The sequence below is a fragment of the Cellulomonas sp. P24 genome, from assembly GCF_024704385.1.
Lineage (GTDB): Bacteria > Actinomycetota > Actinomycetes > Actinomycetales > Cellulomonadaceae > JAJDFX01.
The window spans coordinates 882,303-905,421 of the sequence record NZ_JAJDFX010000002.1 but is presented as its reverse complement, the minus strand read 5'-3'; the positions used below and the strand labels follow the sequence as shown (position 1 = coordinate 905,421).

Genomic DNA, 23,119 nt, shown 5'->3' with positions numbered 1-23,119 from the left:
GGTGACCGTGCTCGGTGTGCTGTGCGCCGTCAGGGGGGCACCGGAAGAAGACGTCGTGATGTCGCTCGAGGGCGCCGGTCCCGGGGTCGAGGTCACCCGCCGCTGCGCCGACCTGACGGAGCTGCTCGCCGCCGCCGGGGCGGGACTCGGCCGGATCGCCGTCGTCTCCGGCGACCTGCCGGGACTCGATCGCGAGGCGGTCGCCCTGCTGTCGTCGTGCGGCGTGACGGTTCTCGCCGTCGTCGACCCGGGGCGTCCGTGGGAGCGCGAGAAGGTCCAGGCGCTCGGGGTGCCGACCGTCGTGGACCTCGTGGCTCCGGACCCGGACGGGACCGTGCGGGAACCCGGTGGGACCGGCGCCGACGTGGTGACCGCCGTGCGTCGGCTCCTCGAGACGGTGGGTGGCGCGCCCGGACGCCTCGAGGGAGCCGGGACGACGACGGCGCGGGTCGATGCGACGGCACCCACGCCCTCCGACCCGGGTGAGCTGCCGGGCGACGGGCAGATGGTGGTCGTCTGGGGACCGACCGGCGCACCCGGCCGGACGACGCTCGCCGTGAACCTTGCGGCGGAGCTCGCGGCGCTGGCCGGCCCGACGGTCCTGGTGGATGCCGACACCTACGGCGGGACGGTCGCCCAGCTCGTCGGGCTGCTCGACGAGGCGCCCGGTCTCGCAGCGGCGGCGCGTGCGGCAGGCAGCGGGGTGCTCGACGTCGCGACGCTCCTACGCCTCGCGCCGGTGCTGTCGCCGGGCCTCCGGGTGCTCAGCGGGATCTCGCGCGCCGACCGGTGGACGGAGCTCCCGGCGTCGGCACTCGAGGTCGTCTGGGAGCTGCTCCGGGTTGCGACGCCGTGGACGGTCGTCGACACGGGCTTCTGCCTCGAGCGCGACGAGGTCCTCAGCTACGACACCCGGGCACCGAGCCGCAACGCCGCGACCCTGAGCGCGCTCGAGGCCGCCGACGTGCTGGTGGTCGTCGGCGGCGCCGACCCGATCGGGATCCATCGGCTCGTCCGGGCGCTCGACGAGGTCGGAGGGCTGTCGCCCGGTGCACGCCGAGTCGTCGTGGCGAACCGGGTGCGGGCCGGGACGGCGGGGCCGCGGCCGGGTCCCGCGATCCGGCAGGCGCTCGAACGCTATGCGGGCGTCACGGACGTGGTCCTCGTGCCGGACGACACCGCTGCGGTCGACGACGCGGTGCTGTCGGGCCGGCTCCTGCGCGAGTCGGCCCCGACGTCGTCGGCGCGGCACGCGATCGAGCTCCTGGCCGCGGACCTCGTCGAGACGCGGACGTGCCCAGGCGCGGCGGGCGCCTCGGCGGCCGCCCCCGGTGCGCACCCGCGGCCGAGGGGTCGCCAATCGCGCGCATGACACGCCGCCGGAGAGCACGGACGGCGCCACCGGGGTCGCACGGGCAGACTGGTCACGTGCGCATCTACCTCCCCGCGACCATCGACGAGCTCGAGCCTGTCGACGGGCACCGCCAGCTTCTCGCTCCACGAGTCGTGCATACCGTGACACCCGCGCTGCGGCGCGCGCTGCCGGACGAGGACGAGGAGAGCTGCGAGTTCGCCGCGCACCTCTCGGCCGCGGACGACTCGCTCCTGCGTATCGCCGACCGGCCGGACGCGCCCCGGCAGCGCCTGGTCATCACGGCAGTGGTCCCCGAGACCTCGATCGAGCGTGGCGACGGTGACACAGCGCCGTCCGCGGTGAGGCTGACCGTCGCCGTGCCGTGGGACCGGGTCGTGTGCCTGCACGTCGACGAGCTCGAGGCGAGGGCCGACGTCACCGCAGCACTGCGCGGCGACGAGGCCGCTGCCGCACGCCTGAGCGAGGCGGACCTGCTCTGGTACGACGTCAGCGAGATCGACGAGCTGCCGCGCTGACCGCAGCAGTCATTCGCCGGGGCGGTTGAGGATCTCCAGGGCGGCGTCGTGCAGTCGGCCGTTGCTGACGAGCGCGGACCCGCCGAACGGTCCGGGCTCTCCGGACACCGAGGTGAAGCGACCACCGGCCTCGGTCACGATCGGCACCAGCGCCGCCATGTCGTGCAACGCCAGCTCCGGCTCGCACGACAGGTCGACGGCACCGTCCGCCACCAGGACGTGCGACCAGAAGTCTCCGTACGCCCGGGTGCGCCAGACGCGTCGCGTCAGGTCGAGGAAGTTGTCCAGACGGCCCTGCTGCTCCCAGCCGGTCAGGCTCGAGTAGGACAGCGAGGCATCCGCGAGACGCCCCACCGACGACACGTGCATCTGCGTCGCAGCCGACAACGCCCGGCCGGTCCACGCCCCCGACCCCTGCGCCGCCCACCACCGGCGACCGAGCGCAGGCGCGCTGACGAGACCGAGCACGACCTCAGGCCCGTCGAGCAGCGCGATCAGCGTGGCCCACACCGGGACGCCGCGGACGAAGTTCTTGGTCCCGTCGATCGGGTCGATCACCCAGCGCCGGGGGCCGTTTCCGGTGTCGGCGAACTCCTCACCGTGCACGGCGTCGCGGGGCCGCACCCGCGAGAGCTGCGAGCGCACGATCTCCTCGGCCGTGCGATCGGCGTCGGAGACCGGGGTGGTGTCGGGCTTCGTCTCGACGTGCAGGTCGAGGGCGCGGAATCGGGACATCGTCAGCCCGTCGACCTGGTCGGCGATGACGTGGGCGAGGCGCAGGTCGTCGTCGTAGCCGGTGCGAATGCTCATGGTGGCACCGTATCGCCGGTGCGGACCCGACCTGGACCTGCCCCGCCGGTCAGCGAGAGTCGCGCTCGACGCTGTCCGTCGACGCGTTCCCCGTCCGGCTGGCGAGCAGACGCCGGAACGACTCGACGCGCGCGGCCCTGAGGACCCGGGTCGCGTCGTCAGGGGCCTCGGCGACCCACTCGTCCAGCGAGCAGTCCGGGGCGTCGTCACCGTGCGTGCACCCGCGCGGGCACGCCTCGGCGACGCGGGCGAGGTCCGAGAACGGTGCGAGGAGGTGCTCGACCTGCACGTGCGCGAGCCCGAACGAGCGGACGCCCGGGGTGTCGATGACCCAGCCAGGTGCCGAGCCACCGACGGTGGGCAGGGCGAGCGCGATCGCGGAGCTCGACGTGTGGCGACCGCGGCCGGTGGTGTCGTTCACGACGCCGGTGCTCCGACGGGCGTCGGGGACCAGCGCGTTGACGAGTGTCGACTTCCCCACCCCGGAGTGGCCGACGAGCACCGACGTGCGACCGGCGAGGAGCGCCCGCAGCTCTTCGAGGCCGACGATCGTCCGATCGGGACCGCGCGACGTCGACAGCACGGTGACGTCGATCGGGGCGTAGAGCGAGGCGAGCGTCGAGGGATCCGCGAGGTCCGCCTTCGTCAGTGCGAGCACGACGTCCATGCCGGCGTCGTAGCCGGCCACCACGCAGCGGTCGATCATGCGGGTGCGCGGCTCCGGCTCGGCCAGCGCGGTGACGATCACGAGCTGGTCGGCGTTCGCCACGATCACGCGCTCGATCGGGTCGGTGTCGTCCGCGGTGCGGCGCAGCACCGTCGTCCGGTCGGAGATCCGGACGATGCGGGCGAGGGTTCCGGCGTCACCGCTGGTGTCGCCGACGAGGTCGACCCGGTCCCCGGGGACCACCCGTTCGCGCCCGAGCTCGCGCGCCTTCATCGCGAGCGCCCGCCGCTCGTGCGGACCGCCTGGGTCGACGAGCACCGTGTAGCGGCCGCGGTCGACGGTGGTGACCATCGCGGTCTCGGCGTCGGCGTGCTCGGGTCGGATCTTGGTCCGGGGTCGGGAGCCGGAGCGTCCCGGTCGGATCCGGACGTCCGACTCGTCGTAGCGCCGCGTGGGCGTCATGCGACCGCGATCCGCACGGGCGTCATCCGAGCATCCGTTCCCACATGCCGACGAAGTCGGGCAGCGTCTTCGACGTGGTCGCGACGTTCTCGACCCGGACCCCCGGGACGCGGAGCCCGATCAGCGCGGCCGCGGTGGCCATCCGGTGGTCGTGGTACGTCCGCACGACGGTGCCGGTCATCGGTCGCGGCGTGATGACGAGGCCGTCGGAGGTCTGCTCGGCCTGCCCGCCGAGCCTCGTGAGCTCCGTCGCCAGCGCGGCGAGCCGGTCCGTCTCGTGGCCCCGCAGGTGCGCGATGCCCCTCAGGCGGGTGGGTGAGTCGGCGAGCGAGGCCAGCGCCGCGATCGTCGGAGCGAGCTCGCCGGCGTCGTGCAGGTCGAGGTCGACGCCGTGCACGTCACCCGTGCCGCTCACCGACATGACGTCCCCGGCGAGTTGCGTCGTGGCGCCCATCGCGGTGAGGATCTCGGGGAGGAGCGCACCGGGCTGCGTGGTGGCGGACGGCCAGCCGGGGACGCTGACGGTGCCGCCGACGACCATCGCGGCGCACAGGAACGGTGCGGCGTTGGAGAGATCGGGCTCGACCCGGACGTCGTGCGCCCGGATCGGGCCCGGTGCGACCCGCCAGATCGCGGGACGGGAGGCGTCGACGTCCACCCCGGAGGCGCGGAGCACCGCGACGGTCATCTCGATGTGCGGCAGGCTCGGCAGCGTCGGTCCGGTGTGCCGCACGGTGAGTCCCTGGTCGAACCGTGCCGCAGCGAGCAGGAGGCCGGACACGAACTGGCTCGAGGCCGACGCATCGAGATCGACCGACCCGCCGCGCACGCCGCCGTGCCCGACCACGGTGAACGGGAGGAACCCCGGGGTGCCGTCGTCGCGGACCGTGACGCCGAGGGCACGCAGCGCCGAGAGGATCGGCCCCATCGGACGGATCCGGGCCCCGGGGTCGCCGTCGAAGCGCACAGCCCCGTCGGCGAGCGCTGCGACGGCCGGGAGGAAGCGCATGACCGTCCCGGCGAGGCCGCAGTCGATCGACGTGTCGCCGTGGAGCGGCCCTGGCGTGATCCTCAGGTCGGGAGACGCGCCGGGCACCGCGGCGGCGACGTCGTCGAGGCGGACGCCGAGCCCACGCAGCGCCGCACCCATGAGGTCGGTGTCGCGCGAGCGAAGAGCGCCGCGGAGCACTCCGGGCCCGTCGGCGAGCGCGGCGAGCACGAGGTAGCGGTTCGTGAGCGACTTCGACCCCGGGACCTCGACGGTCGCGGCGAGCGGCCCTGCGCCGGCAGCGTGCGGTGCCGGCCAGGTGTCGTGCGCGGACGGCTCGGCAGCGGCAGGAGGGGGCGTGGCCGTCGTCATGGGACCAGGCTACCGGCGCGCCCTCGGCGCCCGGCGCGTCGTCCGGCGTGGGCGCCGCCCGCGGTTCTGTGCGCCGCGACGACCGTGCTAGCGAGCCGCGCGTGCGGCGGTGCGGCTGTCCCGCGCCTGCTCCAGCCGCCAGCCGATCCCCGGCCGACCCTCGGAGTCGAGTCCGGCGAGCACCGCGGCACCGACCAGCGACACGAGGGTGACGAGTCGACGGCGACGCTCGCGCGGGCTCGCCGGGTCCGCGGCTGCGAGCGACCGGAGGGGCAGGTTCGCTGCCGCGGCCGGAGCAGTCAGCGCGGCGAGGGCGAGCGCCGAACCACGTGGGCACCTGCCGAGCGCGAGCATCAGGGCCGCCCCGGTGATCGCAGCGCCGTGCACGCGCGTGGCGGCCACCCACTGCCGGGGCGAGGGGGAGCGGAACCGCGCGAAGGCCGAGGTGGTCGGGATCCGGTCCAGGCATGGGGTCAGAGCGGCGGCGGCGAGCTCGGCGTGCGGCATCGGGTCGCGCACGACGTCGATCCCCTCGAGCACGAACGACGACGACAGCATCGGTCGGGCGATCCTGCGGAGCAGCACGGGTCCTCCTCGTCGGTGGCGTTGGTGCGGGCGGTCCGTCCGGGTGGTGCGCGACGTCACGTCGCCGGTGGACGGCCGGTCAGATGGCTCCGCCTGCCGCGGGTGGGGCGTCGGGCGAGATGCCGCCGTCGCCGACCTGCTCCCGCGCGACGTAGTTCTCGAGGTCGAAGAGGTTCGTGCCGGCGCGCTGGGCGACGGCGAGGAGAGTCGTCGCGGACGCGACCTCCTCGACCTGCTCCTTGAGGAACCACAGCATGAACTGCTCGCCGAGCGGGTCGTTCTCCTGGCGGGCCGCCCGGAAGATCGCCTCGATCTGCTCGGTGACCTGGTTCTCCTGGGCGAGCGCCAGCGCGAGTGGTTCCGTCACCGAGTCGAAGGCGTTCCGCACGGCGCCGACCGCCGGGATCTCGACCGGCATGCCGCGGTCGAGCATGTGCTGGACCAGCATCATCGCGTGGTTGCGCTCCTCGAGCGACTGCCGGTAGAAGTGCCGGGCGAGCTGGGGGAGGTCCTGCCGATCGCACCACACCGCGATGGCGACGTACTGCTGGTGAGCGCCGAACTCGTGACCGATCTGCTCGCCGAGGAGCCGCACGTACTCAGAGCTTGTCATCCCCTCACGCTAGCCCGCGTGCCGCGGTGCAGCACCCCGGCGCGGAATAGCGTGATCGGCACCCCTGTTGTGACCTGCATGACGTGCACCCTCCTGGAACGGCCCCGCGCGCACGACGTGGAGCGTCGGGGACTAGGCTCGGTGACGATGAGCGAGGACACGCACCGCGCGCCCGAGTCCGAGGCCGACAGCGACCGGGCCGAGCGCTTCGAGGCCGAGGCACTGGTCTACCTGGACCAGCTGTACGGTGCTGCGCTCCGGATGACCCGCAACCCGACGGACGCCGAGGATCTCGTCCAGGAGACGTTCGCCAAGGCCTTCGCGGCGTTCCACCAGTACCGACCGGGAACCAACCTCAAGGCGTGGCTGTACCGGATCCTGACGAACACCTTCATCAACTCGTACCGCAAGAAGCAGCGCGAGCCCCAGCAGTCCGCCGCAGAGGACGTCGAGGACTGGCAGATCGCCCGCGCGGCCTCGCACACGTCGACGGGCCTGCGTTCGGCCGAGGCGGAAGCGCTCGACCACCTGCCCGACTCGGACGTGAAGGCGGCGCTCCAGGAGATCCCGGAGGAGTTCCGCATCGCGGTGTACCTCGCCGATGTCGAGGGCTTCGCGTACAAGGAGATCGCCGAGATCATGGGGACGCCGATCGGCACCGTGATGTCGCGCCTGCACCGGGGGCGGGCGCAGCTGAGGGTTCTGCTCGCGGACTACGCGCGCGAGCGGGGCCTCGTCCCCGGGACCGACACCGAGGTCGGAGCAGAGAAGGTCGGACGATGACGGACACCCGTGGCGGCGGTGAGGCCGCCCCGCACCTGGATCATGACGAGGTCGACTGCGGCCAGGCACTCGGGCAGCTCTTCGAGTACCTCGACGCCGAGCTCGGGACGCCGGACTCGGAGCGGATCCGTGCCCATCTCGCCGAGTGCGCGCCGTGTCTCGGCGAGTACGACGTCGAGGTCGTGGTGAAGAACCTCGTCAAGCGCTGCTGCCAGGAGTCGGCGCCGGCCGATCTGCGCCTGCGCATCCACGAACGGCTCACCGTCGAGCACCACCTGAGCGCGACGGACGCCCGGTTCGAGGACTGAGGTACGGTCGACGCCTGACTGCCGGGCCCTGGCTCGGTGTCGTCAGGTGTCGCGCGGGCCTGCACGAGCGGCGGACGAGATGTGGGACGATGTTCCCCATACCGCAGTGAGGGCCCGGGGCTCTCGGTCCCGCGGAGATCCTGAGGAGACACCATGAGCAAGCGTGGACGGAAGCGTCGTGCCCGCAAGGGCGGCGCGAACCACGGCAAGCGTCCCAACGCCTGAGCCGTGAGACGTCCGGGCCCGGCACGTGCGACGTGCCGGGCCCGTGCCATGCCCGGACGGGATAGTCTCCCTGCGTGCACCTGATCTGCGTTGACATTCAAGTCGGCAGCTCGCAGCGCCGATGACCACGGGTGTGAGCGACCAGCCGCTGTCCGTGATCCCGTTCCTCCACGCCTTGGCGAGCACGGGAGGGTCCGATCTGCACTGCAAGGTCGGGTCGTCCCCCCGGGTGCGCGTCGACGGGCGGCTCCGCAAGCTGCAGGTGCCGGAGCTCCGACCGGGCGACACCGCCCACATGGTCGCCGAGGTGCTGCCGGCCGAGCTGACGGAGAGCTTCGCGACGACGCACGAGGCGGACTTCGCGTTCTCGCTGTCCGGTGTCGGACGGTTCCGTGTCAACGCGTACCAGGCGCGAGGCACGAACGCGCTCGTCTTCCGGCGGGTGTCGGTCGGTGCGCAGTCGCTCGAGGAGCTCGGGCTGCCCGAGGTGCTCGGCGAGCTCGCGCTCGAGCCCCGGGGTCTGATCCTCGTGACGGGGCCCACCGGCTCGGGGAAGACGACGACGCTCGCGGCGATGGTCGACCTCATCAACACCTACCGCGAGGTCAACATCGTCACGATCGAGGACCCCATCGAGGTCCTCCATCACGACAAGAAGGCGATCGTCTCGCAGCGCGAGGTGCGTCAGGACACCGCGGACTTCTCGGTCGCGCTGCGTGCCGCGATGCGTCAGGACCCGGACGTGATCCTCGTCGGCGAGATGCGCGACATCGAGACGGTGCGTGCGGCGTTGGCCGCGGCCGAGACCGGCCACCTGGTGATGTCCACCCTCCACACGATCGACGCGCAGGAGAGCATCAACCGGATCGTGGACTTCTTCCCGCCGTACGAGCAGAAGCAGGTCCGGACCGCGCTGGCGAACTCGCTGCGGGGGATCGTGTCTCAGCGACTCCTCGCCAAGGCCAACGGTGCCGGGAGGCGCGCGGCGATCGAGGTCATGATCAACACGGGCCGGACCGCGGAGGCGATCCTGGACCCGGCGAACTCGCCGCCGATCCTCGACCTCATCGCCGAGGGTGGGTACTACAAGATGCAGACCTTCGACCAGCACATCTTCAAGCTGGTCGAGGACGGCGTCGTCACCTATGACGAGGCTTGCTCGATCGCGACGAATCCGCAGGATCTCACGGTGGAGCTGCGCGCCGCCGGCCTCGTCGACTGAGGGTTCGGCACCGGTCGTCCTTCCCGGCCCGTACGACGTCGGGCCCGTGGTCTTGTGGTCCAGGCAGACGCGACATATCGTGTTCCTCGGAACGAGATATATCGCGACTGGAGGAGCAGCATGGCCACGGAGTCCTGGGTCGTCGGCGGCCCGCAGATCATCGAGGTCGAGGCGATCACGGCCCTGCGCGTGCAGGTGGTCGCCGGTCGGGTCGACGTGGTCGTGCACGACGACCCGGCGGCCACCGGGGCGAGGATCGAGGTGCACGCCGTCGACGGCAGACCGCTCGAGATCTCGTTGTCCGACGGCGAGCTGCGCGTCGGGTACAGCTTCACACTCGGCGGGTGGGACGGGTTCCTCGACACGTTCCGCTACTTCCGGGAGAAGGACTCCGCCGACGTGCACATCGCCGTCCCGCGATCCGTCGCGGTCAAGCTCGGGACCGTCAGCGCCGAGGGCCTGCTGTTCGGGGTCCGGAACGACGCCGCGGTCTCGACCGTCTCGGGCAACCTCGTCACCGACTCGACGGCAGGGGCGCTCGTCGCGAACGCGGTCTCGGGCGAGATCGTCGTGCGGGACCACACGGGCGACCTCCGACTCTCGAGCGTCTCGGGCGACCTGACGGCGTCCGGCGACCTCACGCGCGTGCACGCGAACACCGTGGGCGGCGCGGTGGCGCTCGACGTCACCTCGTCGACCTCGTCGATCACGGCGACCACCGTCGCCGGGGATGTCACGGTGCGGCTCCCGCAGGGTCGTGGTGTCGAGGTCGAGGCGCGGAGCGTGTCCGGCAGGGTCGTGATCGACGGGCAGGAGCACAAGGGGACGAACGTCGGGCAGGTCAAGGTCGCTCTCCCCGCCACGGGTGGGACGTGCTACGTCGTGTGCTCGAGCGTGACGGGCCACCTGACCGTGCTCCATGCCGCCGGGGTGAGCTGATGCCGCAGGTCTTCGCGCACGGCCAGCTCCGGCTGTACCTCCTGGGGCTCCTCGAGTCCGGGCCGAAGCACGGCTACGAGCTCATCACGGCGCTCTCCGACCGGTTCGGCGGCACGTACCGCCCGAGCCCCGGCACGATCTACCCGCGGCTCGCCCGTCTCGAGGAGGAGGGACTTGTCCGACGCGTCGACGACGGACGCAAGGGGACGTACACGTTGACCGAGGCGGGGATGCGTGAGCTGCGCGAACGCAGTGCCGACCTCGCGGCGCTCGAGGAGGGGATCGCCGAGAGCGTCCGCTCGTTGGCCGCGCAGGTGCGCGACGACGTCCGGGGCTCGATGGCCGGTCTGCGTGCCGACCTCGCGGCGGCCGCGCAGCAGGCTCGTGCGTCGGCCGCCCCGGCGACGGGCTCGGCGGACCCGCGCGCGGCCTCGCGGGCCCGACGAGCCGAGGCGGAGCACCTGCTCCAGCGGTTCCGCGAGGAGCTGCGTGCGGATCTCCGCCGCGCCGACGCCCGCGACGGGATCGAGGCGTTGACCCTCGACACCCTCCGCACCGTCCTCGAGAGTGCGCGGACAGCGGTGCGGGCGACGTTGCGCTGACCCACGATGGCAACGGCCGACCCTGCGTATGCGTCGGCTCAGGTGGCGTCGTCCGGCAGACCCAACCAGTCGAACCAGCCGGTGTGCAGCACGAGCCAGGCCATCAGCCCGTAGCCGGCCTGCCCGGGGAGGACGCCGTCTCCCGACGCGAGGTCAGCCAGCCACTGCTCGTGCGTGATGAGCGGGGTGAACGTGTCGACGTACGGCACGTGACGGCGCGTCGCGACGTCGGCGAAGGCGTGCGACAGGTCGCCGATCTTCTCGTTGTCCGCGGTGGGGCCGGGGGAGGGCCGACCACGAACGTCGGGAGGCGGCGCGACTCGGCGACGTCGAGGATGTTGGCGAGGTTGAGGCGGCTGCGTGCGAGCGAGAGCCCGGCGCTCACGTCGGCGCGGCCGAGGGCGATCACGAGGCGGTTGTCGTGCTCCGGTGCGAAGCGTCGCGCGGTCTCCTCGTCCCACCGGTGGCCCAGGGCCGTGCTCGTCTCCTCCGGGACGGCGAGCGTCAGAACGGTCGGCGGTGGAGAGGTCACGGTCCGCGCGGTGACCCGGCCGACCCACCCGAGCCCCTTGGGGTCGCCGGCACCGGCGACGAGCTCGTCTCCCACCACCGCCAGTCGCAGCGGCACGTCTCCCACGGTCATCACTCCAGCCACGTCGAGCGGGCCACGGTCGGCCCGTGCCCCAGTCTGGCAGGCGACGGGCGGTGGACCTGCGCGGTGGCCGGGCGTGGCGGGCGTCGGCTGCGATGGAACCGGCTGCTCAGGCGCCGCGCAGGTGGTGGCTCCGGGTGTCGAGGTCGTCCTCGACGTGCGAGCGCGGCCCCGGCCGCAGGCCGTACCCGTCGGCCCGGATCGTGGCGACGAGTCGGACGAGCAGCCAGAGCGTGGTGACGGTGCCGGCGAGGATCCCGATAGTAGCCATGGCGGCAAGTCTGCGAGCGACGAGTTTCAGCCACCAGTGGCAGAGGAGTCGCTTCTCGTTGATATTCCGCCAACAGGCTCCGCATACTTGCCCCATGCTCCGATCGGTCGCCGCCGTGGTCATCCCCGAGGTCTCCCCGTTCGAGCTCGGCGTGGTGTGCGAGGTGTTCGGCATCGACCGCCGCGACACCGGGGGACCGGCGTTCGACCTCACGGTGTGCACCGCCGAGCCGGGCGTCGTCGCGACGAAGGTCGGCCCCGAGATGGTGGTCGCGCACGGCCTCGAGGCGCTGCACGACGCGGATCTCGTCGTCGTCCCCGCCTACAGCCTGGTAGGCGACGACGAACGACAGGGCGGTGCGCCCCCGGACGTGCTCGAGGCGTTGCGGGCCGCCCACGCGCGCGGTGCCTGGGTCATGAGCATCTGCAGCGGGGCCTTCGCCCTGGGAGAGGCGGGACTGCTGGACGGTCGGCGCTGCACGACGCACTGGATGCACGCGGACGCCCTCGCGCGACGGTTCCCGGCTGCCGCGGTCGACCCGGCAGTGCTCTACGTCGACGACGAGCGAGTGATCACGAGCGCCGGCACGGCAGCCGGGATCGACGCGTGCCTGTACCTGGTCCGTCAGGAGCTCGGCGCCGCTGCGGCCGCCGCGATCGCCCGTCGGATGGTCGTGCCCCCGCACCGCGACGGGGGACAGGCCCAGTACATCGAGGCACCCACCCCGTCCGAGGGCGACACCCTCGCACCGCTCCTCGGCTGGATGCTCGAGAACCTCGGGACCGAGCTGGGCGTGCCGGTCCTCGCGTCGCGTGCGCTCATGTCCGAGCGGACGTTCGCCCGTCGCTTCAAGGCCGAGACCGGGACCACTCCGGCCTCCTGGGTGACGAGCCGGCGACTGGCGCGCGCCCAGGAGCTGCTCGAGGCCACCGGAGCCACCGTCGAGGAGATCGCCCAGGAGTGCGGGTTCGGCACCTCGGCCGTCCTGCGGCACCACTTCGCACGGGCGCTCGGGACCAGCCCGCAGGCCTACCGCCGCACGTTCGCGGGTCGCGCGGAGCCCGCCTCCTGAGCGGAGGCGGGTCCCGCGCGCCGGATCAGCGGTCGAACGCCGCAGCGAGCACGGCTGCCTGCTCGACCTGGTGCTTCTTCGCCGAACCCGAGGCCGGCGAGGCCGAGGCCGGACGCGACACGACGCGGATCGTGCTCCCGACGGCACCGGGCAGCACCATCGAGATGTGCGTCCACGGCCCCTGGTTCTCGGGCTCGTCCTGCACCCACACGAGCTCCGCACCGGCGAACGGGGCGAGCGCCTCGCGCAGCCCGGCGCCGTCGAGCGGGTAGAGCTGCTCCACCCGGACGATCGCGGTGCGGGTGTCCTTCCGGGCCTCACGCTGCGCGAGCAGGTCCCAGTAGACCTTGCCCGAGCACAGCAGGACCCGGTCGACGGACTCGAGGGTACCGAGCGCGTCCGGCAGGACGGGACGGAACGTGCCGGACGTGAAGTCCTCGACGGCCGACGCGCCGGCCTTGAGGCGCAGCATGGACTTCGGCGTGAACACGACCAGCGGACGCCGGGGCCGTGCGTACGCCTGGCGCCGGAGCAGGTGGAAGTACGACGCCGGGGTGCTGGGCTGGGCGACCGTGAGGTTGTCCTCGGCGCACAGCTGGAGGAACCGCTCGATCCGCGCGGACGAGTGGTCCGGCCCCTGGCCCTCGTAGCCGTGCGGCAGCAGGAGGACGACGGAGGAGTTCTGCGCCCACTTCTGCTCGGCGGAGGAGATGAACTCGTCGATGATCGTCTGGGCGCCGTTGACGAAGTCCCCGAACTGGGCCTCCCACAGGACGAGCGCGTCAGGACGCTCGACCGAGTAGCCGTACTCGAACCCGAGAGCCGCGTACTCGGACAGCGACGAGTCGTAGCACCAGAACTTGGCCTGGTCGGCCGAGAGGTACAGCAGCGGCGTCCACTCCGCGCCGGTCTCGCGGTCGTGCATCACGGCGTGCCGCTGGACGAACGTGCCGCGGCGGGAGTCCTGGCCGGCGAGGCGGACGGGTGTCCCCTCGGCGAGCAGCGAGCCGAACGCCAGGATCTCGCCGTAGCCCCAGTCGATGCCGCCTTCGCGAGACATCTGCTCTCGCTTGGCGAGCAGCTGCACCAGCTTCGGGTGGACCGTGAACCCCTCCGGCGGGCGCGTGTGCACCGCGCCGATGCGCGCCAGCACGTCCGGGTCGACGGCCGTCTTCCAGCCCACCATGACGCCGGCGTCCGAGAGCTGTGCCTCCGGGCGCTCCAGCCCGGCGACCGGCTCGGTCGAGGCCGGCAGGGCCGGTCCTTCCTCGCGGGTCTCGGCGAACACCCGCTCGAGCTGGGACTGGTAGTCCCGGAGCGCGTGCTCGGCCTCCTCGAGCGTGATGTCGCCGCGGGACACGAGCGTCTCGGTGTAGAGCTTCCGGACCGACCGCTTGGCCTCGATGAGGTTGTACATGAGCGGCTGGGTCATCGACGGGTCGTCGCCCTCGTTGTGACCACGACGGCGGTAGCAGACCATGTCGATGATCACGTCGCGGTCGAACTGCTCGCGGAACTCGAACGCGAGCTCGGCGACGCGGACGCACGCCTCGGGGTCGTCGCCGTTGACGTGGAAGATCGGCACCTGCATGCCCTTCGCCACGTCCGTCGCGTAGTGCGTCGACCGTGACGACGAGGACCCGGTCGTGAAGCCGACCTGGTTGTTGATGATCACGTGGATCGTGCCGCCGGTGCGGTAGCCGCGCAGCTGGGAGAGGTTGAGGGTCTCGACGACGACGCCCTGGCCGGCGAACGCCGCGTCACCGTGGATCAGCACCGGGAGGACGGAGAACCCGTCACCGCCGAGGTCGATGCGGTCCTGCTTGGCGCGCACGATCCCTTCGAGGACCGGGTCGACCGCCTCCAGGTGCGACGGGTTCGCCGCGAGGTACACCTTGGTCGTCGCGCCGGACTCGGCGGTGAACGTGCCCTCGGTGCCGAGGTGGTACTTCACGTCGCCGGAGCCCTGGACGCTCTTCGGGTCCTGGTTGCCCTCGAACTCCGAGAAGATCTGCGCGTAGCTCTTGCCGGCGATGTTGGCGAGGATGTTGAGGCGTCCGCGGTGGGCCATCCCGATGCCGACCTCGTCGAGACCGTTGTCCGCCGCCTTCGACAGGATCGCGTCGAGCAGCGGGATGACGGCCTCGCCGCCCTCGAGCGAGAAGCGCTTCTGGCCGACGTACTTGGTCTGCAGGAACGTCTCGAAGGCCTCTGCGGCGTTGAGACGGCGCAGGATCCGCAGCTGGTCCTCGCGGGCGGTGCGGGTGTAGCCCGCCTCGAGGCGTTCCTGCAGCCAGCGCCGCTGGCGCGGGTCCTGCAGGTGCATGTACTCCGCGCCGATGCTCCGGCAGTACGAGTCACGCAGCAGACCGAGGACCTCGCGCATCTTGGCGCGAGGCTTGCCGCCGAACCCGCCCGTCGGGAAGACCCGGTCGAGGTCCCACAGGGTCAGGCCGTGGTTCTGGATGTCGAGGTCCGGGTGCTTGCGCTGGCGGTATGCGAGCGGGTCGGTGTCGGCCATCAGGTGGCCGCGCGACCGGTAGGCGTGGATGAGCTCGGCGATGCGTGCCGGCTTGCCCAGCTCGGCGTCCGGGTCGGTGGTCGCGTCACGCACCCACCGGACCGGCTCGTACGGCACGCGCAGCGCCGCGAACACCCGGTCGTAGAAGCCGTCCTCGCCGAGGAGCTTCGAGGCGATGATCCGCAGGAAGTCGCCCGACTGCGCCCCCTGGATGATCCGGTGGTCGTAGGTCGACGTCATCGTGAGCACCTTGGAGATGCCCATCCGGTTGAGCTGTTCCTCGCTGGTGCCCTGGAACTCGGCCGGGTAGTCCATCGCCCCGACGCCGATGATCGTGCCCTGGCCCGCCATGAGGCGCGGGACCGAGTGGACGGTGCCGATCGTCCCCGGGTTCGTGAGCGAGAGCGTCGTTCCGGCGAAGTCCTCGACCGTCAGCTTGTTGCCACGGGCCCGGCGGACGACGTCCTCGTACGCGGACCAGAACTGCGCGAAGTCGAGCGTCTCGGCCTTCTTGATGCTCGGCACGAGGAGCTGGCGGGTGCCGTCCGGCTTCGACAGGTCGATCGCGAGACCGAGGTTGACGTGCGCCGGCGTGACGAAGCCGGGCTTGCCGTCGACGAGGGTGTAGGCCGTGTTCATGGCCGGCATCTCGGCGACGGCCTCGACGAGGGCGAAGCCGATCAGGTGGGTGAACGAGACCTTGCCGCCACGGCCGCGGGCGAGGTGGTTGTTGATGACGATCCGGTTGTCGACCATGAGCGTGGCCGGGATCGCGCGGACGGAGGTCGCGGTCGGGACCTCGAGGCTCGCCTCCATGTTGGTCACGACGCGTGCGGCAGGGCCCCGTAGGCGCTGGGTCTCGTCCTGGGCCTCCACCTCCGGCGCGATCACGGCGCGGGTGACGATCGGGACCGCGTACGGTGCGGTCGCCGGCTGCGCGGTGGCGACGGGCGGCGCGCTCGGGGTGGCGGGGGGACCCGCGGGCGTCGGTGCGGCAGCGGCGGCCGGCGCTCCGGGCCCACGCGGCGGCGACGGGACCACGGGGGCGTTCGGTGCGGTCGTGGCGGCGGTGCCAGCAGTGCCGGCGGCGCCCGGGTCGGCCACGACGGGCGGCGTGCTCCCGTTCGACTCGGGACGGTAGCCCTCGAAGAACTCCCACCAGGCGGGGTCCACCGAGTTCTTGTCCTTGAGGTACTGCTCGTGCAGCTCGTCGACGAGCCACTCGTTCGCGCCGAACTCGGATCGGATCGAGTCCGGCTCTGTCTTCTGGGACACGCGAGTTTCGCCCACTTCCGCCCGCGGCCGTAGACCGCTTCATCGTCGATTACGTCGCGGCCCAGCCTAAGCCCTGACGGGCGCCGCGGACCCTCTGCGAGGCGTATCGGACGCCCTGGAACGTGAACTTTCACTCAACCAGCACTCCTCGTCCTGACCAGGGCAAAGACCCGCTCCACGAGCCACCAAGAGAGGGTCCGCAGGGGGTCAGGTGATCGTGCTGGAGGGGGCAGGCGCCCCGCCGTCGAACCGCGGCGGCGGCCGGTCAGCCGAGGACCGACACGCCGTCGGGACGCACCGCGGGGAGCTCGAGACGCATCGTGCAGCCTGACGGGGTGTCCGCGACCTCGATCGTCCCGCCGTGCAGGTTCGCCGCCCATCGGACGATCGAGAGCCCGAGCCCGGTCCCGCCGGTCGAGATCTGCCCCGTGATGGCAGGCGTGTTGCCGCGAGCGAAGCGCTCGAAGACCTGCTGGCGCTGCTCGCGGGCGATGCCGGGCCCGCGATCGATCACGTCGATGCGCACGACGTCCCCCACCCGACGTGCCTCGATGCGGATGGGCTCACCTCGCGGGGAGTGCCGCACGGCGTTGTGCAGGAGGTTCGCGAGGATCTGGTGCAGGCGCTCACGATCCGCCGGGACCGTGAGGTCCCGCGGGACGACCTCGACCGGGAACGTGAGGCCCTTGTCGGTCGCGACCAGCGCCGCGCTGTCGGACGCCTCCGCGAGGAAGTCGGCGAGGGGGACGTCGGTGATGTCCAGGCCGATCGCGCCCGCCTCGACCCGGGAGAGGTCGAGCAGGTACGCGACCAGCCGCCCGAGGCGCTCCGTCTGGGCGAGGGCGGCCTGCATCGTGGCCGGGTCCGGCTCGCTCACCCCGTCGACGATGTTCTCGAGCTGTGCCTGCAGCGCGGTGACCGGCGTACGTAGCTCGTGGGACACGTTCGCGACCATCTCCCGTCGGAGCAGGTCCGCGGAGCCGAGGTCCTCGGCCATCGCGTTGAACGTCACCGCGAGCTGACCCACCTCGTCCCGGCTGGTCGCCGTCACGCGTTGCGAGTAGTCGCCGGCAGCCATCGCGCGGGCCGCCGCGGTCATCTCCCGCAGCGGTGAGGTCATCCCGCGTGCGAGCAGCTGCGTCAGCACGAGGGACACGACGATCGCGAGCGGGAAGGTGCGGCTCGGGCCGAGGTGGTTGTTGAGCCCGACCCACGTGATCAGTGCCGCGAGCGTGACCGTCGCCGCGACGAGCACGCCGAGCTTGATCTTGATGGACTGCAGCCGGTCGAGCGGCCGGACGTCCGGCAGACGTGCCAGGTGCGCCTGGGTGCTCAGGTGGCGCGGCTGGCTCACCTCGTCGGGCCTCCGGGGTCGGCTGCCGGCTCGAACGCGTAGCCCACCCCGTGGACGGTGCGGATCAGGTCCGCACCGAGCTTGCGGCGCAGCGCCTTGACGTGCGAGTCCACGGTCCGCGTCCCGCTGGCGTCGACCCAGTCCCACACCTCGGCCAGCAGCCGCTCGCGCGTGAGCACCGTGCGGGGGCTCGACACGAGCGTGACGAGCAGGTCGAACTCGGTCGGCGTCAGGTGCACCTCGACGGCCCCGCGGTGCACCCGACGCTGCGCCCGGTCGACCGTGACGTCCCCGACGGTGAGCGGCGGCACGGTGCCGCTCGTCCCGGCGTCCAGCTCGGCCGCGCGCGCCGCGCGCTCCTGGCGGCGCAGCAGCGCCTTGGTCCGCGCCACGAGCTCGCGCATCGAGAAGGGCTTGGTCATGTAGTCGTCCGCGCCGACGCCCAGGCCGATCAGCATGTCCGTCTCGTCGTCGCGTGCGGTCAGCATGAGCACCGGCACCGGCCGGTCGGCCTGGATGCGTCGGCAGACCTCGAGACCGTCCAGGCCGGGGAGCATGACGTCGAGGACGACGACGTCGGGACGCAGCGCACCCGCCATCGACACGCCGGCATGGCCGTCGTGTGCCATCTCCACCCGCCACCCCTCGGCGGACAGCCGTCGGGCGATCGCGGTCGCGATGGCGGGTTCGTCCTCGACGACGAGGACGAGGACGTTCGACGGGGTAGCAGGTGACGTCACCATGGCCACAGCGTGGCACAACGGGCGGGGAGGCGCCTGGACGGGGGCCACTGGTCCGTGCGGCGCGTCGGGCACCGCCCATATGATGGGGCGACCATGTCCAGCTCACATCGTGGCCGGCAGGTCGAGAGTCTCCGGCGAGACGCGACCGGCGATGCCGGCCCCTCCCGTGCACTGAGCCCGGCGCCGGTCCGGGTGGTCCCGCCTCGGTGGACCGAGCAGCCCGCGACGGATGACCCCCATGCTGGCTGAGTGGCTGCTGATCGGTCTCGGCGTGCTGCTGACGGTCGGGACGGCCGTCTTCGTGGCCGGTGAGTTCTCGCTGGTCACGGTGGACCCGGCCGTCGCCGACGACCACCCTGGCGCAGGGGACCGGCGCGGCAGGGCCGTGCGGGCGGCTCTGACGCATCTCTCGACGGAGCTCTCCGGTGCCCAGGTGGGCATCACCGTCACGACGATCATGCTCGGCTACCTCACGCAGCCGGCGCTCGTGCGGCTCCTCAGCCTGCCCCTGGAGGCCTCGCCGCTCGGGCGGTCGATCGGCGGGGTGACGGCCGGTGTCCTCGCGCTGATCGTGGTCAACGGCTTCTCGATGATCTTCGGGGAGCTCGTGCCCAAGAACCTCGCGATCAGCGACCCGCTCGGCACCGCCCGGTTCGTCGTCCCGCTGCAGCACGCCGTCACGGTCGCCCTGAGCCCCGTGATCACCCTGTTCAACAACAGCGCGAACGGTCTGCTCCGCCGGGCCGGTGTCGAGCCGCGCGAGGAGCTCGCCGGCGGACGGTCCGCGCAGGAGCTCGTCGCCCTCGTGCGCCGCTCCGCGGAGGTCGGGACCCTCGACGAGTCGACCGCGACGCTGCTGACGAACTCGCTCGAGTTCGCCGAGCTCACGGCCGTCGACGTCATGACGGACCGCACCCGGCTCGTCGTCCTCCGGCGGGACGCGACCGCGACCGACGTCGTCGAACGCGCGCGGGAGACCGGGCACTCGCGGTTCCCGGTGATCGGCGACTCGCGCGACGACATCGTGGGTCTCGTGCACCTGCGCCGGGCGATCGGTGTCCCGTTCGCGCGGCGCTCGGAGGTCCCGGCCGCCGCGCTCATGGTGGACGCGCCACGGGTGCCGGAGACCGTGCACCTCGGCCCGCTCCTCGTCGAGCTCCGCTCCCTCGGCCTGCAGATGGCGGTCGTGGTCGACGAGTACGGCGGGACCTCGGGCGTCGTCACGCTCGAGGACGTCGTCGAGGAGCTCGTCGGCGACGTCCGCGACGAGCACGACCGCCGGCGGAGCGGTTCCACGCGGCGAGTCGACGGCTCGTGGGCGGTGCCCGGTCTGCTGCGCCCCGACGAGCTCGAGGAGACGACCGGTCTCAAGGTCACCCAGGACGGTCCGTTCGAGACCCTCGGCGGTCTCGTCATGGCGCTGCTCGGGCGCGTGCCGGTCGTCGGCGACGAGGTCGAGGTCGACGGCGTCCGCCTCGAGGTCGAGCAGATGTCGGGGCGCCGCGTCGAGCGGCTCCGGGCGAGCAGCGACAGGCCGGTGGAGCCGTGAGCACCGGTACCGCACTCGCGCTCGGCACGGTGCTCCTCGCGGCGAACGCGTTCTTCGTCGGTGCGGAGTTCGCCCTGGTGTCCTCCCGGCGCAGTGCGATCGAGCCGCTCGCCGAGTCGGGCCATCGTCGGGCCCGCGTGGTCCTGTGGGCCATGGAGCACGTGTCGTTGATGCTCGCGTGCGCCCAGCTCGGCATCACCGTGGCGTCGACGAGCCTCGGCCTGGTCGCTGAACCTGCGCTGGCCCACCTCGTCGCCGGTCCTCTCGAGGCGTGGGGAGTCGGCAGCGCCTGGACCCATCCGATCGCCTTCGTCCTCGCGCTGGTCGTCGTCGTGTACCTGCACGTGGTGCTCGGCGAGATGGTGCCGAAGAACCTCGCCGTCGCCGGTCCGGACCGCGCGGTGCTCTGGTTCGGCCCGCCGCTGGTGTGGGTCGCACGCGTCGTCGCCCCGCTCATCCGTGCGCTCAACTGGATCGCCAACGGCACCCTGCACCTGGTCGGCGTCGAGCTGAGGGACGAGGTCGCGTCGGCGTTCACGGCCGAGGAGGTGCACTCGATCGTCGAGCGCTCGCGGGCCGAGGGGCTCCTCGACGACTCGCAGGGCCTGGTCACCGGCGCGATCGAGTTCTCCGACCGCACGGCGCGCGACGTGATGGTCCCGGTCGCGGACCTCGTGCGGGTGCGGTCCGGTGCGACGCCGGACTCCGTGGAGCGGCTCGTCGCGAGGACCGGGTTCAGCCGGTTCCCGGTGGTCGAGGACGACGGCACGCTGATCGGGTACCTGCACCTCAAGGACGTCCTGTACGCCGATCGCGACGAGCGGACCGCACCGGTGCCGGCCTGGCGGGTCCGCGGTCTCGCGGTCGTCGCACCCGACGCCGAGGTCGAGGACACGCTCGTCGCGATGCAGCGCACCGGGACGCACCTCGCCCGGGTCGACGACGGTGGCGAGACCGTGGGGGTCGTCTTCCTCGAGGACATCCTCGAGGAGCTCGTCGGCGAGGTGCGCGACCTGATGCAGCGCAACCAGCTCTTCTGACCTGGTGCTGGGGTCACTCGTCCGGGTGGTTCGTGGTGCCGGAGCGGTCGACCGTGCGGCTGATGTGGCGGTCTTCTCATGATTCGGGACCTTCGGGAGGTTGGTCGCGGACCGGTACGTCCGTTATGGTTTCGTAACCGCTCCGCCAGGTCCGGCGCCGAGATGTTGCAGGGGAGCAGCGTCGACGACACCGCGGAGCCGTTCTGTGTTCACGCGTATCAACGGTCGGAGGTGTCGTGGGGTCGCACTCGCCGGAGACTGCGGCGACGAGCCTCCCCTCGCGCCGGTCGCGGAGGCAGGCCGAGAAGGCCACCCGGGCTTCGTCCGGGCCGGTGCGCGGCCGCGTTCTCGCCCGTGGTGGCGTGCTGATGGCGCTCGGCGGCATCACCCTCGGTCTCCCGCTCACCCATCACGTCGCCCCGGGTGACGGCACCTACGTGGGCGGACGGTCGGATGCCGGCGCATCGGCCGCGGCGTACCCGAGCACGCTCCAGGTGATCATGGCGTCGCAGCACGTGTCCGACACCCCGCCGCTCGCGCTCGTCGGCGGCGATCAGGTCGTCACGCGGGCGGAGATCGCCGCGAGCCGGTCCCAGGAACGCTCGGCGCTTCCCGGCTGCAACCCGAACGTGGAACCGACCGGCGCGAACGGTCAGCTCGACACCTCCGAGCTCTGCACGCTGTGGGACGGGGTGCACCAGCTGCGGGCCGACGCCGCCGTCGCGATCTCGGAGATGGACATCGCGTTCAAGGCGCGCTTCGGCGCCGACCTCTGCCTGACGGACGGGTACCGGACGCTGGCGAGCCAACGGACGCTGAAGTACGAGAAGGGCGGTCTCGCCGCCGTCCCCGGGACCAGCAACCACGGCTGGGGGCTGGCCGTCGACCTCTGCTCCGTCGAGACGTCCGGTGCGCAGTGGCAGTGGCTCAACGAGAACGGCGCCGTCTACGGCTGGGCGAACCCCGCCTGGGCCAAGCGTGGCGGAAGCGGCCCGCACGAGCCGTGGCACTGGGAGTACACGAAGGGTGTCCAGGCGATCGACGCCCGCATCCACTGACCGTGTCCCTGCGGTCGGTCCGGTGACGGTCGTCGGAGCGGGAACCGGATCGTGGACCGTGCTGGGGGTCCCCTCGCCGGGGAAGCCCCGGGCGCGTCCTCGGCCGAGCTCGGCCGAGGACGCGTGGTCGGTCACAGCAGAGTCGCGCCCCAGACGACCTCGTGCGTCTGTCCCGGTTCGAGGCGGACCAGCCGGTCGCCGGTGCGGAAGGCGTCGGCGATGCACGTCATCGGCTCTGCGGCGACGCCGTTGCGGTTCACCCCGGGGATGCCGTCTCCGGTGCAGACCTGCCAGGTGTCCATCGAGTCGTCCATCCAGACGGCTGCGGTCCGTCCGTCGGGTGCCGACAACTGGATCCAGGACAGGCCGTCGTCGTCGCGGGTGACGTCGACGTACCCGTCGTCGAGGGCGACGCCGGCGAGGGATCGCGGGGTGCGGAAGTCGAGGTCGCCGGCCGGCTCCGTGCCCGTGGGCAGCAGCCGGTCGTCCGTCGTCACGCGGGTCGCGGCGTCGAGGCGCAGCGTGCACTCGTCGACCGCGGCGCCGCCCGGCGAGAGCCAGGGGTGGAACCCGGTGCCGTACGGCGCCACGCGGTCGCCGATGTTGGTGGTCGCGAGGTGGACGTGCAGCCCGGCGACCGAGAGCGTGTAGGTGAGGGTGCTCCGGAGCTGGAACGGGTACCCCTTGATGGGTACCAGGTCCAGACCGAGCGTGATGCTGTCGGGTCGTGCGGCGACGCCGGGGACCGGTGCCCAGCGTTCCCAGGCCGCGAGGCCGTGCAGCGCCGTCCAGCGGTCGGGCTCCGTGACCGGGACCTGGTACGTCGTCCCGTCCCAGTCGTACCGACCGTCGCGGAGGCGGTTGGGCCAGGGGATCAGGACCGCGCCGTGACTTGCCGGGGGAGGCCTCCGACGTCGAACGGCACGATCACGTCGCGATCGCCGACGGCGTACTCGCGGAGCGAGGCGCCGACTTCCGTGATGGTGGCGCGCTGGTCGCCGTGGACGAGATGGTGCTGGACTCCGGTCGGAGGGGGCGTGTTCACGCTCCTACGGTACTGGCCGTGGCGGGCCGTCGGAGGGCTCCTGGCCTGCGGCGGGGCCTCGTCGTGCGGAGCG

23 protein-coding genes and 1 pseudogene are annotated in these 23,119 nt (G+C 72.2%); 12 read left to right on the top strand and 12 right to left on the bottom strand.

Translation table 11 applies throughout. From position 1 onward, the window contains the following. The first annotated feature begins 1 nt into the window (after position 1). Together LJB74_RS04280 and LJB74_RS04275 are read left to right on the top strand one after the other, a co-directional pair. The gene (locus tag LJB74_RS04280; protein WP_259307360.1) at positions 2–1,372 is read left to right on the top strand and encodes a hypothetical protein; all 1,371 of its coding nucleotides are present in this window, start codon (positions 2–4) and stop codon (positions 1,370–1,372) included. A gap of 56 nt (positions 1,373–1,428) precedes the next feature. Continuing rightward, entirely contained in the window at positions 1,429–1,890 is a 462-nt protein-coding gene (locus LJB74_RS04275; RefSeq protein ID WP_259307359.1) for a DUF6912 family protein, read from the top strand. A gap of 9 nt (positions 1,891–1,899) precedes the next feature. Here the strand turns inward: LJB74_RS04275 and hisN are convergent, their stop codons facing one another. The 5 genes from hisN to LJB74_RS04250 all read right to left on the bottom strand — a co-directional run bounded on the left by hisN (position 1,900) and on the right by LJB74_RS04250 (position 6,387). Further along, the gene (hisN, locus tag LJB74_RS04270; RefSeq protein WP_259307358.1) at positions 1,900–2,700 is read right to left on the bottom strand and encodes a histidinol-phosphatase; all 801 of its coding nucleotides are present in this window, start codon (positions 2,698–2,700) and stop codon (positions 1,900–1,902) included. Positions 2,701–2,749: 49 nt separating this feature from the next. Beyond that, positions 2,750–3,829, bottom strand: coding sequence for a ribosome small subunit-dependent GTPase A (gene rsgA, locus LJB74_RS04265; RefSeq protein ID WP_259307357.1), 1,080 nt, complete (start codon positions 3,827–3,829; stop codon positions 2,750–2,752). A 22-nt stretch (positions 3,830–3,851) separates the two neighbouring features. Then, positions 3,852–5,189, bottom strand: a complete 1,338-nt coding sequence (gene aroA / locus LJB74_RS04260; RefSeq protein ID WP_259307356.1) for a 3-phosphoshikimate 1-carboxyvinyltransferase — start codon at positions 5,187–5,189, stop codon at positions 3,852–3,854. 87 nt (positions 5,190–5,276) lie between these two features. Then, on the bottom strand, positions 5,277–5,774 hold the full coding sequence (locus LJB74_RS04255) for a DoxX family membrane protein (RefSeq protein WP_259307355.1): 498 nt from the start codon (positions 5,772–5,774) through the stop codon (positions 5,277–5,279). A 79-nt stretch (positions 5,775–5,853) separates the two neighbouring features. Beyond that, positions 5,854–6,387: a ferritin gene (locus LJB74_RS04250; RefSeq protein ID WP_259307354.1), complete on the bottom strand. Its 534-nt coding sequence runs from the start codon at positions 6,385–6,387 to the stop codon at positions 5,854–5,856. A gap of 78 nt (positions 6,388–6,465) precedes the next feature. Between LJB74_RS04250 and LJB74_RS04245 the strand changes: the two genes are divergently transcribed. The 6 genes from LJB74_RS04245 to LJB74_RS04225 all read left to right on the top strand — a co-directional run bounded on the left by LJB74_RS04245 (position 6,466) and on the right by LJB74_RS04225 (position 10,466). Next, a complete protein-coding gene (locus LJB74_RS04245; RefSeq protein WP_396125116.1) occupies positions 6,466–7,170 on the top strand; it encodes a sigma-70 family RNA polymerase sigma factor in 705 nt (234 codons plus the stop codon). Further along, a complete protein-coding gene (gene rsrA, locus LJB74_RS04240; RefSeq protein WP_259307352.1) occupies positions 7,167–7,478 on the top strand; it encodes a mycothiol system anti-sigma-R factor in 312 nt (103 codons plus the stop codon). Before LJB74_RS04245 ends, rsrA begins: the two co-directional genes overlap by 4 nt. A 153-nt stretch (positions 7,479–7,631) precedes the next feature. Then, entirely contained in the window at positions 7,632–7,703 is a 72-nt protein-coding gene (locus tag LJB74_RS20785; protein ID WP_396125214.1) for a 50S ribosomal protein bL37, read from the top strand. 133 nt (positions 7,704–7,836) lie between these two features. Continuing rightward, positions 7,837–8,925: a type IV pilus twitching motility protein PilT gene (locus LJB74_RS04235; RefSeq protein WP_259307351.1), complete on the top strand. Its 1,089-nt coding sequence runs from the start codon at positions 7,837–7,839 to the stop codon at positions 8,923–8,925. Positions 8,926–9,045: 120 nt separating this feature from the next. Next, a complete protein-coding gene (locus LJB74_RS04230) occupies positions 9,046–9,864 on the top strand; it encodes a DUF4097 domain-containing protein (protein WP_259307350.1) in 819 nt (272 codons plus the stop codon). Continuing rightward, positions 9,864–10,466, top strand: a complete 603-nt coding sequence (locus LJB74_RS04225; protein WP_259307349.1) for a PadR family transcriptional regulator — start codon at positions 9,864–9,866, stop codon at positions 10,464–10,466. Before LJB74_RS04230 ends, LJB74_RS04225 begins: the two co-directional genes overlap by 1 nt. Before the next feature lie 38 nt (positions 10,467–10,504). Here the strand turns inward: LJB74_RS04225 and LJB74_RS04220 are convergent. Continuing rightward, positions 10,505–11,109, bottom strand: a pseudogene (locus LJB74_RS04220) (GDSL-type esterase/lipase family protein). Between the two features lie 118 nt (positions 11,110–11,227). After that, positions 11,228–11,389, bottom strand: a complete 162-nt coding sequence (locus tag LJB74_RS04215; RefSeq protein ID WP_259307348.1) for a hypothetical protein — start codon at positions 11,387–11,389, stop codon at positions 11,228–11,230. 94 nt (positions 11,390–11,483) lie between these two features. Here LJB74_RS04215 and LJB74_RS04210 point away from each other — a divergent pair, with 94 nt between their 5' ends. Then, complete coding sequence (locus LJB74_RS04210) at positions 11,484–12,461, top strand: GlxA family transcriptional regulator (RefSeq protein ID WP_259307347.1); 978 nt, start codon at positions 11,484–11,486, stop codon at positions 12,459–12,461. 25 nt (positions 12,462–12,486) lie between these two features. On the opposite strand, the gene LJB74_RS04205 is transcribed toward LJB74_RS04210, so the two are convergent. The 3 genes from LJB74_RS04205 to LJB74_RS04195 all read right to left on the bottom strand — a co-directional run bounded on the left by LJB74_RS04205 (position 12,487) and on the right by LJB74_RS04195 (position 18,354). Beyond that, entirely contained in the window at positions 12,487–16,257 is a 3,771-nt protein-coding gene (locus LJB74_RS04205) for a multifunctional oxoglutarate decarboxylase/oxoglutarate dehydrogenase thiamine pyrophosphate-binding subunit/dihydrolipoyllysine-residue succinyltransferase subunit (RefSeq protein WP_259307346.1), read from the bottom strand. 265 nt (positions 16,258–16,522) lie between these two features. Then, positions 16,523–17,611, bottom strand: a complete 1,089-nt coding sequence (locus LJB74_RS04200) for an ATP-binding protein (protein ID WP_259307345.1) — start codon at positions 17,609–17,611, stop codon at positions 16,523–16,525. After that, entirely contained in the window at positions 17,608–18,354 is a 747-nt protein-coding gene (locus LJB74_RS04195; protein WP_259307344.1) for a response regulator transcription factor, read from the bottom strand. Before LJB74_RS04195 ends, LJB74_RS04200 begins: the two co-directional genes overlap by 4 nt. A gap of 238 nt (positions 18,355–18,592) precedes the next feature. Between LJB74_RS04195 and LJB74_RS04190 the strand changes: the two genes are divergently transcribed. From LJB74_RS04190 to LJB74_RS04180, 3 genes are all read left to right on the top strand, one after another. Then, a complete protein-coding gene (locus LJB74_RS04190) occupies positions 18,593–19,903 on the top strand; it encodes a hemolysin family protein (protein WP_259307343.1) in 1,311 nt (436 codons plus the stop codon). Beyond that, a complete protein-coding gene (locus LJB74_RS04185; RefSeq protein WP_259307342.1) occupies positions 19,900–20,943 on the top strand; it encodes a hemolysin family protein in 1,044 nt (347 codons plus the stop codon). The genes LJB74_RS04190 and LJB74_RS04185 overlap by 4 nt, the downstream gene beginning before the upstream one ends. A 332-nt stretch (positions 20,944–21,275) precedes the next feature. After that, positions 21,276–22,001: a M15 family metallopeptidase gene (locus tag LJB74_RS04180; RefSeq protein ID WP_259307341.1), complete on the top strand. Its 726-nt coding sequence runs from the start codon at positions 21,276–21,278 to the stop codon at positions 21,999–22,001. A gap of 131 nt (positions 22,002–22,132) precedes the next feature. Here the strand turns inward: LJB74_RS04180 and LJB74_RS04175 are convergent, their stop codons facing one another. Together LJB74_RS04175 and LJB74_RS20570 are read right to left on the bottom strand one after the other, a co-directional pair. Then, positions 22,133–22,876, bottom strand: a complete 744-nt coding sequence (locus tag LJB74_RS04175) for an aldose 1-epimerase family protein (protein WP_310650885.1) — start codon at positions 22,874–22,876, stop codon at positions 22,133–22,135. After that, positions 22,876–23,046, bottom strand: coding sequence for a hypothetical protein (locus LJB74_RS20570; protein ID WP_310650806.1), 171 nt, complete (start codon positions 23,044–23,046; stop codon positions 22,876–22,878). The genes LJB74_RS04175 and LJB74_RS20570 overlap by 1 nt, the downstream gene beginning before the upstream one ends. Positions 23,047–23,119 lie beyond the last annotated feature (73 nt).